The organism is Hwangdonia lutea, from assembly GCF_032814565.1.
Classification (GTDB): Bacteria; Bacteroidota; Bacteroidia; order Flavobacteriales; family Flavobacteriaceae; genus Hwangdonia; species Hwangdonia lutea.
The window spans coordinates 885,867-897,500 of the sequence record NZ_CP136521.1 but is presented as its reverse complement, the minus strand read 5'-3'; the positions used below and the strand labels follow the sequence as shown (position 1 = coordinate 897,500).

Here is an 11,634-nt window from a genome sequence, read left to right as displayed (position 1 = left end):
ATCTGGACACTGTCTCAACCATGAGCTCGGTGAAATTGTAGTAACGGTGAAGATGCCGTTTACCCGCTGTGGGACGAAAAGACCCCGTGCACCTTTACTATAGCTTAGTATTGGTTTTGGATAAGTAATGTGTAGGATAGGTGGGAGACTTTGAAGCGGCGTCGCCAGGCGTTGTGGAGTCATTGTTGAAATACCACCCTTTGCTTGTCTAGAGTCTAACCCTTCACAAAAGGGGACAGTGCTTGGTGGGTAGTTTGACTGGGGTGGTCGCCTCCAAAAGAGTAACGGAGGCTTCTAAAGGTTCCCTCAGCACGCTTGGTAACCGTGCGTAGAGTGCAATGGCATAAGGGAGCTTGACTGAGAGACCTACAAGTCGATCAGGTTGGAAACAAGAGCATAGTGATCCGGTGGTTCCGCATGGAAGGGCCATCGCTCAAAGGATAAAAGGTACGCCGGGGATAACAGGCTGATCTCCCCCAAGAGCTCATATCGACGGGGGGGTTTGGCACCTCGATGTCGGCTCGTCACATCCTGGGGCTGGAGAAGGTCCCAAGGGTTGGGCTGTTCGCCCATTAAAGTGGCACGCGAGCTGGGTTCAGAACGTCGTGAGACAGTTCGGTCTCTATCTACAGTGGGCGTTAGAAATTTGAGTGGATCTGACTCTAGTACGAGAGGACCGAGTTGGACCAACCTCTGGTGTACCTGTTGTCGCGCCAGCGGCATGGCAGGGTAGCTACGTTGGGAAGGGATAAGCGCTGAAAGCATATAAGCGCGAAACCCACCACAAGATGAGATTTCTTTAAAGGGTCGTGGGAGATGACCACGTCGATAGGCTACAGGTGTAAAGGCAGTAATGTCACAGCCGAGTAGTACTAATAACCCATAGGCTTATTGTACGCCTGTTTTTTTAGTAAGTACAAAACGGTTATTCATAGTTCATGTAGACTTTTTCAATATGTTAAGATATTTGTCCGTCCAAGGATGGACGCTGTATGCTGGAGGCTAAACGCCGATAGCGAACAGCTATAGCTTAAGGTGGTTATAGCGACGGGGCTCACCTCTTACCATTCCGAACAGAGAAGTTAAGCCCGTTAGCGCCGATGGTACTGCATTTGTGGGAGAGTAGGTCGTTGCCTTTTTTGAAGAGTCTGATTACAATACGTAGTCAGACTCTTTTTTTTTGCCATAAACTTTAATGGAACCTGTTGTATTGTTTGGATCATGGCTTTGAGGGGTCGTTTGGGATAAGGGAAGTAGGCCCATCGGCGCCGATGGTACTGCATTTGGGGGAGCGTAGAGGCGCTGCCTTTTTTGGACCGGATTTTTTTTTCGCCCTTACTTACCGAACAATAATAGAAATGATGAATCACCAACATTGATCTGTTGGGGTTTTTTTTGTGATAAAATCAAGCAAAATGTTGGCACATTAATTAAATGCAGGTTTTGGCGGGCGGATGCGGGAGCGATAGCAGGCCTTCGACTGCGCTCAGGATAAATTTACAGCTTTTGGCGAGGCGCGCATCGAGCCAAAACTAGTAGCGGATAGCGCATTCTTCATTTTTGTTAAAAATTCGACATAAAAAAATCTAAAATATTAATTGTAGGGTTATGATTAGATATTTATTCTTCGAAATTATTTGTTAAGATTAATAGTTGCGGGAAATCTGAAACGCCTTTTGAAACATGTTTGAAGTATTCTCCGAATGTATGGAAATAAGATCCTAAAAAGATATCGATATCGCCATCGTTATCATAGTCTGCGGCATCCATGGTAAGCCATTTTCCTGATGCAGCTTCGGGGGTGGAATGTGCTTTAAAACTCATGTTTCCTTGGTTTGATAAATAAATAAAAGATTGTTCTGGTTTATCTTGATTGTTGTAAAATGCGGAGGCGGCAATATCTAAATCGCCATCATTATCAAAATCTCTTGCCAAGGCTTTACTGGCGCCGTATAGTGGGTAGAAAAAGGCGTTTTCAAAATTGTCGTGACCATCGTTTATATATATTCTAACGCCATGGTAGTTTTTTCTGATTATGGAATAATCCCAATTATCGCCGTTTGTTAATAGGATATCCTGATAGCCATCTTTATTAAAATCTACCAATTCTAAATAGCTAACGCCATAAACTGGCGGGAATTTCAACACTACTTTTTCTTCAAACATATTATTTCCCAGATTGTAAAACACGGATACTTGCTCGAATGCTTGCGCCATTAAAACAACAAGGTCTGGTTTGCCATCATGGTTTAAATCGGTGATTTCTACTTTTCTTGCTCCGGGCATGTTTTTTAACACGTGTTCTTTTTCTGGGTTAAAGTTGTCATACCAAAATAGTTTGCCCGTGTTATGGCCAAAACCACAAATAACGACATCTTCTTTACTATCTGCATTTAAATCGGCTGTGGTAAAGCTTACGGGTCTGGGCAGATTTTTAAGACTTGTATTATTATATAGAAGGCTCCCTAACTTTTGGTCGGAAGGATTAAATTTACCAATGGTTAATATGCGCGGTGAACTATTGGCTGGAAAGTCAATATCTACCGCTGGACTTGGCATTTTCCATGTTTTTTTGACAGTCATTTTATCATCTAAAACATAAATTAAGTTGCTCGCATCGCCAACGTACAATAGGTTTTTTGACTTATCGAATTTCAACATGGAAGTTCTTGGGAAGCCTTTATTGTTTATAAAAACCTTTCTGCTTTGGAATAAAGAAAGATTGGTGATTTTTTTGGTTGTAATGTTTTGATCTATAGGCTTTTTTGGAGCTTCGTTGATATAATAATCTGTAATCTTTGTCCATTGCTCCTCGGTAATAATTGGCTTATCGGGATAAATTCCTAAAGATTTTACTAATTCTAAATCTTCTTTTGGTGTGCCTGCAAATGGGTCTACGCCTGCAATTTTAATGCCCATTCGCATTCCCATATTAGGAAGCACGTGGTTAGCCCAAGTGCTTTTATCCAATAGTTGTGGTTCTGGAAATTGATGACAAATTTTACAATATATTTGGGCTAATTGCTTTCCGGAAAGCACAGAGTCTTGTTTGAACAGTGTAGTTTCTGTAGTATATATTTCGGTTGTTTTACGACTATTATAGAAAAATAAGTTTAATAGAATTAGAGTAAAAATTATAAAAGCAAGATTTGCTGTTTTTAAAAATGTCATTAGTATGCTTATTTATAATTTAAATATAAAATAAAATTATACAAAACAGACTACTTAATGATGTTTAAAGCACTTTAAGCAGTTTTGACTTATTTAGAAATTTAAGAATAGATTTCACGGTGTAGAATGAGGTGCTTTTTTTGCTGTGGAATTAAGGTAAGCAGTAATTAAAAACAAAAAATCCCGTAAACATTGCTGTTTCGGGATTTTTTTGTGGTACCTCCAGGAATCGAACCAGGGACACAAGGATTTTCAGTCCTTTGCTCTACCAACTGAGCTAAGGTACCTCGCCAAAGCGGTTGCAAATATATATTCATTTTTGTTATTCGCCAAAATAAAAATACAAAAAATTATGGTTTTGTGGTATATAATTGATGTTCTCGTCTTTAAAAAAATAATATTATAATATAATTAAGAATTTAATTGTTGTCGGTTTTGTAAATTTAGCGTTTTAATAGAATATGAATTTAATTGTAGATGTTGGTAATACTTATGTAAAACTTGCTGTTTTTAAGGACGATGCTATTAAAAGAAAGGATGTGATTAAATTGGAGCATCTTTTAAATCATATAGATTTTCTGAAAAAGGAATATAAATCTATTTCAAAAGTGATTTTGTCCTCCGTAGGAAAGTTACAAGACGATACCGTTAATTACATCGATGAACACTTCAGCTTAATTCGCTTAAATTCTGATACCAATCTGCCTTTTACAAATTTATACAGCACACCAAAAACCTTGGGAATAGATAGAATAGCATTGGTTAGTGCTTCGGTAAATAAGTTTCCGGAAAATAACGCTTTAATAATAGATGCGGGCACCTGCATTACTTACGATTTTGTGAACAACAAAAACGAATATTTAGGAGGCGCCATATCGCCAGGGATTCGTATGCGCTATAAATCGTTACATAATTTAACCGCTAATTTACCGTTATTAGAAACAGAAATCCCAAATTCTATAACCGGAAACTCCACAAACGCATCAATACATTCTGGAGTTGTGCACGGGGTTTTAAAAGAAATTGAAGGAGTGATAAGGGATTATGAACTAAAATATTCAGATTTAACAGTTATTTTAACAGGAGGCGATGCTAATTTCTTGTCAAAACAATTAAAAAGTAGCATATTTGCCAACTCTAATTTCCTTTTAGAGGGACTAAACTATATTTTACAATTTAATTCAAACTAATGATAAAAAAACTTGTAATAGTTTTTATTGCGTTTTTTGCAATTCAGAGTTACGCACAACAAAGCACTGCTTCGCCATATTCATTTTATGGTATTGGAAGTCTTAAATTTAAAGGAACTGCCGAAAACAGAAGTATGGGTGGATTAAGCATTTATACCGATAGTATTCATATTAATTTACGTAATCCGGCATCCTACGCCAGCGAAAATTTAGCGTATTATAACAAAGAAACCCGACCTGTAAAGTTTACAGTGGGTGGTAGTTATTCAAGTATCGATTTAAAGAGCAATTCGGGCAGTGATAAAGCTACGGCAACCACGTTTGACTATTTAGCCTTGTCGGTTCCTATGGGAAAATTTGGCTTGGGTTTTGGTTTAATGCCCTACACATCTGTGGGTTACAAGCTGGAAACGCTTAATGCTGAAGAAAAGCCAGTAAACAGGTTTAGAGGCGAAGGCGGCGTTAATAAAGCATATATAGGCCTTGGCTACTTGCTTGTCAAGGGATTAAGCATTGGTGTTGATGCCCATTATAACTTCGGAAATGTTCAGAATGCGACTGTAGAATTCCAATATGATAATGAAGGCATGCTTACACAATATCAATCTCGTGAATCCAATCGATCGGATTTAAGCGGATTGAGTTTTAACATTGGTTTATCCTATAAAAAAATGTTAACCAAAAAACTAGAATTGGTTTCAGGTATTACATTTTCGCCAGAAAGCAGTTTAACATCGCAAAACCAACGCTCGTTTTCTACTATTACAATCAACGCGAATACCGGACAAGAATTTGCAAATCCGGGAAGCACTATTGAAGTAGATCTCGAGGCCATTGGCTTAAAAGAAACCGATTTAATTATACCCTCGAAATTTTCTTTTGGTGCCGGAATTGGCCAGCCACGAAAATGGTTTATTGGTGGCGAATATACATCTCAAAAAACCAGTAATTTCTCAAATGCTTTATACAGCAGCAGCGCTACCCAATATGAAGATGCATCAACAATTTCGTTTGGTGGATTCTTTATTCCTAACTACAATACGCTCGATGGCTACTTTAAACGCGTTGTTTATAGAGCTGGTATTCGGTCGGAAAAAACCGGATTAAATATAAATAATGAATCGATAAAAGAGTTTGGCATATCTTTTGGAGTAGGATTACCAGTTGGAGATATTAGAGTGTTTTCTAATGCCAATATAGGTTTTGAAATAGGAAAACGAGGCACAAAAAACAGTAACTTAATTCAAGAGAATTTTGTAAATTTCCAATTAAGCTTATCTTTGAACGATAGATGGTTCAATAAAAGGAAGTATGACTAACAACATAAAAATATTATCATGAAGGCGAAAATTACATTTTTAACATTATTATTCTTAGGATTGAGCATAGGTTTTGCACAACAGAATGAAGAGGATATGGCTACCCTGTCGATTATGACAGAGTATGCCAAGGCAAAAAATTACGAGGCGGCATACAAACCATTTATGGAGCTAAGACAGCGTAATCCTAAATTTAACAGGGCTATTTATGTATATGGTGAGAAAATTTTAAATGATAAAATTGATAAATCCAGCGGAGCAGATAAAGTAGCTTATGTAAACGATCTTATAAAACTGTGGGAAGAAAGAGGAACGTACTTTGCCAGCAAAACGCCTAAAGGTGAATATGCTGCAAAAGCGTGCCAACTCATGTACGATAATAAGGATATTTTAAATAAAACTGATGCAGAGCTTTACGAGTGTTTCGATGCGGCTTATAAATTAGATAAAGCCACATTTACAAACCCAAAAAGTTTATACACCTATTTTTCTTTGATGGTACATTTGTTTGATGCTGGTAAAAAACCCGCTCAAGAATTATTTAATAAATACGATGACGTTGTTGAAAAGATTGAAGGCGAAATTGAAAGCTATTCTGAAAAACTAAATAAATTAGTTGAAAAAGAAGATGCCGGAACTGCATTAACAAGTAAAGAAGGCAGATATAAAAAATCGTATTCTAGTTATTTAAGAGCTTACGATAAAATTTCAGAAAGTGTTGATAGTAAATTAGGGCAAAGAGCAAATTGCGAGAATCTAATTCCGTTATACCAAAGAGACTTTGAAACCTTTAAAAATGATGCGGTTTGGTTAAGACGTGCGGTAAGCAGAATGTTTAATAAAGAATGTACAGACGATCCTTTATATATTAAATTAGTAAAAGCTTACGATGAAACGGCACCATCTGCAGATACCAAATATTTTGTTGCTGGATTGTTGTTAAAAGAAGGTAAGGAATCTGAAGCCATTAGCTATTTCAAGCAGTCATTCGATTTAGAAAATGATGACTATAAAAAAGGTAAATTAGCCAATAGAATTGGATTGATCCTTAAAAGCAAAGGCAGATACGGACAAGCCCGTGGGTATTTTAGAGATGCCTTAAAGCTTAACCCTTCAAATGGTCGTCCGCATTTATCAATAGCAGCGATGTATGCAGCAAGTGCCAACAATTGTGGCGATACCACTTTTAATAAAAGAGCGGTGTATTGGTTAGCGGCCGATGAAGCGAGAAAAGCTGGACGTGTAGACCCAACGTTAAAAAAGTCTGCAGCACAATCTGCTGCAAGTTATTCAGCCAAAGCACCATCAAAATCAGATATATTTAGTGCCGCTAATTCTGGTGAAGTTATTAGAATTGGTTGTTGGATTGGGGCTTCTGTTACCGTGCCATCGGTTTAATAAAAGAACCAAAGTATTGAATATGTATTCAATATAGTTCATGAAAAAAACATATAAATATTATATACTAAACATAGTCACAGCAATTGTTGTGACTATGTTTTTTTCGTGTAAAGACAACTTTAAAGCCGTACAAAAAATGGGCATTTCAGAAAATGAGCCCATCGGGATTGCCGAAAACATTAATTTAGTACATACCGATTCGGGTAAGGTTAAGGCCATTTTATTAAGTCCGAAAATGCTAAACTATCAAAACAGGGATTTTCCTTTTTTTGAATTCCCCAATGGGATTACGTTAGATTTATTGGATGATGACAATAATAAAAATGTGGTTGTAGCCGATTATGCCATTAATTACAGCGAAACTAAACTTATAGATTTACAAGGCAATGTAAAAATAACAACCAGCACAAACGATACTTTGTATGCCGAACAACTGTTTTACGACCAAGAAAAAGAATGGTTGTTTACCAATAAACCTGTAACTTTTATAACTGGTTTGGACGTAATAAACGGTAATGGTTTCGATTCCAATAAAAATTTCACCAATGCTGTAGTGCTCGAAGTAACAGGCACGATCACGCTCGACGAATAAGTGCGTTTCTTCAAATTCCGCATCCCTATTTTAATTATCTTTGTAGTAATTTAATTTAAGATTTAAAATGAAATATTCTAAGATTTTTCAATACGCTTATTTGGTATTTGCCGTTTTATTTATTTACGATGGGATTTTAAAATGGGGTGACGGCACAAACGGTGCTTACATTTCATTTGCATTGGCGGCATTGGCTGTTTTTATATTTTTCTTTAGGAGGAAATTTGCTAAAAAAATTGAAAAAAGCAACAATTCAAAATAAATGAGCATTTATGCCATTATCATAATTGTATCATTATTGCTATCGGCCTTTTTTTCGGGTATGGAGATTGCTTACATATCTTCAAACAAAATCCATATCGAAATTGAAAAAAAACAAGACGGTGTTCTAGCAAAAATATTAAGTAGACTAACGGCAAAACCATCAAAGTTTATAACAACCATGCTTATTGGCAACAATATAGCGTTGGTGGTTTATGGCTTTTTTATGGGCGATGTATTGGTTAATTGGTTTCAGTCTTTGCTGCCCACCACTTCGGTTTTTGTAAACTACATGCTTACCGATTTAAGTTTATTATCGCAAACCGTAATTTCCACTATTGTAATTTTAATTACGGCTGAGTTTTTGCCCAAGGTATTCTTTCAAATTTATTCAAATACGCTCATTAAAGTGTTGGCGGTTCCGGCCTATATTTTTTATGTGTTGTTTACTTTTATTTCAGATTTTGTTATTTGGATTTCAGATTTTTTACTCAAATATTTGTTTAAAACCGAAGGCGACCAAATTCAATTGGCTTTTACAAAAATAGAATTGGGCAACTATATTAGCGAGCAAATGGAATCGGTTGAAGCACATGACGATGTGGATTCCGAGATTCAGATTTTTCAAAACGCTTTGGAGTTTTCCGATGTTAAAGCCCGCGAAGTAATGGTGCCCAGAACCGAAATCATTGCCGTAGAAATTAACGAATCCATTAAAACACTTAACGCACTTTTTACCGAAACGGGTTGCACCAAAATTTTGGTTTACAAAGAAACGGTCGACGATATTTTGGGCTACGTGCATTCATTCGAATTGTTTAAAAAACCCAAAACCATAAAATCGGCCATGTTACCGGTAGAGTATATTCCGGAAACGGTGCTCATAAAAGATGTTTTAAATGTACTCACTAAAAAACGCAAAAGCATAGCCGTGGTTTTAGATGAATATGGCGGAACATCGGGCATTATGACGGTTGAGGATATTGTAGAAGAACTTTTTGGCGAGATTGAAGATGAACACGACACCGTGGTTTTAATTGAAGAGCAAATTGATGAGGATACCTATACACTTTCGGCACGATTGGAAGTCGATTATTTAAATGAGACCTACAAATTAAATCTTCCCGAAAATGAAAATTATGAAACTTTGGGCGGGTTGATAGTGAACCAAACCGAGCAAATTCCGGCGAAAGACGACCTGGTTATTATCGATGGCTTTCAATTTACCATTTTAGAAGTATCTACCACCAAAATTGATTTGGTTGAACTTAAACTTTTAGAAGAAGATTAGTGTTTCATCAAGCTTAACTTGTTCCAGATTCTCATAATAAATTATATCTGTATCATTTAACGCAATTAAGCATCTTTCTACTTTCATTATTAAATAGAAAATGGTATTTTCGCGCACTGTATTTTATCAATATAACAGATTTTATATACTAACAACTTAATAAGCTTAATCCCAAATCAGGATTTTTTAAAATTTAATTACAAATGGCAGTTTTAAATAAGATTAGACAACGATCACTATTTTTAATATTAATTATTGCAATGGCATTATTTTCTTTTGTTTTAGCAGATTTATTTAAAAATAGCGATGCGCTAACATCTAAATCGCAAAATATTGTTGCGACTATAAACGGCAAGGATATTACGCGCGAAGACTTTTTGCAAAAAGTGGAAATAGCCCAAAAACGTGCTGGTGCTTCGGCCACCAACACTCAAGTTATGAACAGTGTTTTTGAGCAAGAAGTGAGACAAGCTGTAATGGAAACGCAGTATGAAAACCTGGGGATTTCTATTGAAAAAGATCAAATGAGGGATTTGTTGAAAACAGCTATGGCGACCAACCCTGAGTTTTTAAATGAAGCTGGTTTATTTGATGAAAACAAGTTAAACGAGTTTATTGCCAATCTTAAAGAACTTTCGCCGCAACCAGGTTTTATTGGAGGACAACCATTAACCTTTGCCGATTGGGTAAATTACGAAAAGCAATTGGCTAACAATGCGCTAAACCAAAACTACTTCAATTTGGTTAAAGCGGGTTTAACAGGTACCCTAGCCGAAGGTAAATTAGAGCATAAGTTACAAGGTGATAAAGTAGATATTAAGTATGTGCAAGTACCTTATTCTTCAGTAGCAGATAGTACGATCAAGGTTTCAAAATCTGATATTTCAGATTATATCAATAAAAACAAAAAACAGTTTGAAGTTGAAGCTTCAAGAGATATTCGATATGTTGAGTTTAAAGAAGCTGCAACCATTGAAGATGAAAATGCCATAAAAGAAGAATTAACCAATCTTTTAAACGATCGCGAAGAGTACAGTGAAGGCCTAAAAGCTAACGAAACCATCACAGGGTTTGCTAATACTAAAGACAACGAAAGGTTTGTAAACTCTAATTCTGATATTAAATTTGATGGTCGTTTTGTTTTTAAATCGTCGTTGCCAACAGCAGTTGCAGACAGTATTTTTAATCTTAACGAAGGTGAGATTTACGGGCCGTACAAAGACAATGGCTATTTTAAAATATCTAAGGTTGCGGCGGTTAAGCAAATTCCAGATTCTGCAAAGGTTCGTCACATTTTAATTCCGTTTTTAGGAGCGCAATCGGCGGCACCAGACGTAACCCAAACTGAAGCACAAGCTAAAGCTACGGCCGATAGCCTTTTAGCTGTTTTAAAATCAAACAAATCTAAATTTGGTGAGTTTGTAAAAGAATTTTCTTCAGACCAAGGTAGTATTCAAAACGAAGGGCGCTACGATTGGCATCCGTACAATACTATGGTTCCGGAATTCAATGATTTTGAATTTGAAGGTAAAGTAGGCGATTTAGGTGTGGTTAAAACTATCTTTGGATTTCATATTATTGAGATTGAAGGACAGAAAAACAAAAAGAGAGCCATTCAGGTTGCTACCGTGGCTCGTAAAATTGAGCCGTCTGAAGCTACCATTTCAAAAGTGTTTAGAGATGCCGCAAACTTTGAGCGAAAAGCAGTAGAAAATGATTTTCAAGAGGTTGCAACCGAGAATAAATTTACGGTAAGACCCGTAAACGGTATAAAAGCATTGGACGAAAATATCCCCGGTGTTGGTAACCAACGACCCATTGTGCGTTGGACCTTCGAAGAGGGTGTAGAAGTAGGTGATATCAAACGTTTTACCGTGTCTAATGGTTATGTTATTGCGCAATTAGTAGCGAAGCATAAAGAAGGGCTGCAAAGCGTTGAGGACGCTTCGGCAATTGCCATACCTGCCATTCGTAAAGAGAAAAAAGCTAAAATTATTAGAGATAGAATTACAGTAAATACTTTAGAAGATTTGGCAGCTGCTGAAAACACTACAGTAAGAACTGCCTCGGCGGTAACCATGAAATCTCCAACGCTTGCTGGGGCTGGTAGAGAACCCATTATTGTTGGTGCTGCTTTTGGTTTGGAAGAAGGTGAAACATCAGATTTAATTGATGGTGCCAATGGTGTTTATATGATTCAAGTTACTAAGGTAACCCCAGCGGTTGAATTGGATAATTACCAAACATTTGCCAATCAGGTAGAAGCACAAAAAGTAAGTGTGGTAACCGCTAAATTATATACGGCTTTAAAAGAAGCAGCTGATATTGAAGATAACCGAGCTAAAACTCAAATTCAATAAAATATAACAAAGAGATGATATAAAAAAAGCCTCGTTTATCGAGGCTTTT

General features: G+C 36.8%; 8 protein-coding genes, 1 tRNA gene and 2 rRNA genes (1 of these 11 cut by a window edge). 9 read left to right on the top strand and 2 right to left on the bottom strand.

Going from position 1 to position 11,634, the window contains the following annotated elements; translation table 11 throughout:
• Both RNZ46_RS03885 and rrf read left to right on the top strand, forming a co-directional pair.
• A 23S ribosomal RNA gene (locus RNZ46_RS03885) occupies positions 1 to 896 on the top strand; it begins 1,929 nt to the left of the window's first position.
• Positions 897 to 1,031: 135 nt separating this feature from the next.
• Positions 1,032 to 1,139: ribosomal RNA gene (gene rrf / locus RNZ46_RS03880) — 5S ribosomal RNA — on the top strand.
• 481 nt (positions 1,140 to 1,620) lie between these two features.
• Here the strand turns inward: rrf and RNZ46_RS03875 are convergent.
• Both RNZ46_RS03875 and RNZ46_RS03870 read right to left on the bottom strand, forming a co-directional pair.
• The gene (locus tag RNZ46_RS03875; protein WP_316984067.1) at positions 1,621 to 3,171 is read right to left on the bottom strand and encodes an FG-GAP repeat domain-containing protein; all 1,551 of its coding nucleotides are present in this window, start codon (positions 3,169 to 3,171) and stop codon (positions 1,621 to 1,623) included.
• A 214-nt stretch (positions 3,172 to 3,385) separates the two neighbouring features.
• Positions 3,386 to 3,458, bottom strand: a tRNA-Phe gene (locus RNZ46_RS03870).
• A gap of 174 nt (positions 3,459 to 3,632) precedes the next feature.
• On the opposite strand from RNZ46_RS03870, the gene RNZ46_RS03865 reads away from it, so the two are divergent.
• The 7 genes from RNZ46_RS03865 (at position 3,633) to RNZ46_RS03835 (ending at position 11,585) form a co-directional block, all read left to right on the top strand.
• A complete protein-coding gene (locus RNZ46_RS03865) occupies positions 3,633 to 4,361 on the top strand; it encodes a type III pantothenate kinase (RefSeq protein WP_316984066.1) in 729 nt (242 codons plus the stop codon).
• Positions 4,361 to 5,680, top strand: coding sequence for a BamG family beta-barrel-assembly machinery protein (gene bamG, locus RNZ46_RS03860; protein WP_316984065.1), 1,320 nt, complete (start codon positions 4,361 to 4,363; stop codon positions 5,678 to 5,680). Before RNZ46_RS03865 ends, bamG begins: the two co-directional genes overlap by 1 nt.
• Positions 5,681 to 5,698: 18 nt before the next feature.
• Positions 5,699 to 7,078: a tetratricopeptide repeat protein gene (locus tag RNZ46_RS03855; RefSeq protein WP_316984064.1), complete on the top strand. Its 1,380-nt coding sequence runs from the start codon at positions 5,699 to 5,701 to the stop codon at positions 7,076 to 7,078.
• Between the two features lie 40 nt (positions 7,079 to 7,118).
• Positions 7,119 to 7,673, top strand: a complete 555-nt coding sequence (gene lptC, locus RNZ46_RS03850; RefSeq protein ID WP_316984063.1) for an LPS export ABC transporter periplasmic protein LptC — start codon at positions 7,119 to 7,121, stop codon at positions 7,671 to 7,673.
• Between the two features lie 67 nt (positions 7,674 to 7,740).
• Positions 7,741 to 7,935: a hypothetical protein gene (locus tag RNZ46_RS03845; protein WP_316984062.1), complete on the top strand. Its 195-nt coding sequence runs from the start codon at positions 7,741 to 7,743 to the stop codon at positions 7,933 to 7,935.
• Positions 7,936 to 9,225 (top strand): hemolysin family protein, encoded by a 1,290-nt coding sequence (locus tag RNZ46_RS03840; RefSeq protein WP_316984061.1) that lies wholly within the window; start codon positions 7,936 to 7,938, stop codon positions 9,223 to 9,225.
• A 203-nt stretch (positions 9,226 to 9,428) separates the two neighbouring features.
• Positions 9,429 to 11,585 carry a peptidylprolyl isomerase gene (locus RNZ46_RS03835; protein WP_316984060.1) on the top strand — a complete coding sequence of 719 codons (2,157 nt, stop codon included), beginning with the start codon at positions 9,429 to 9,431 and terminating at the stop codon, positions 11,583 to 11,585.
• Positions 11,586 to 11,634: the final 49 nt, after the last annotated feature.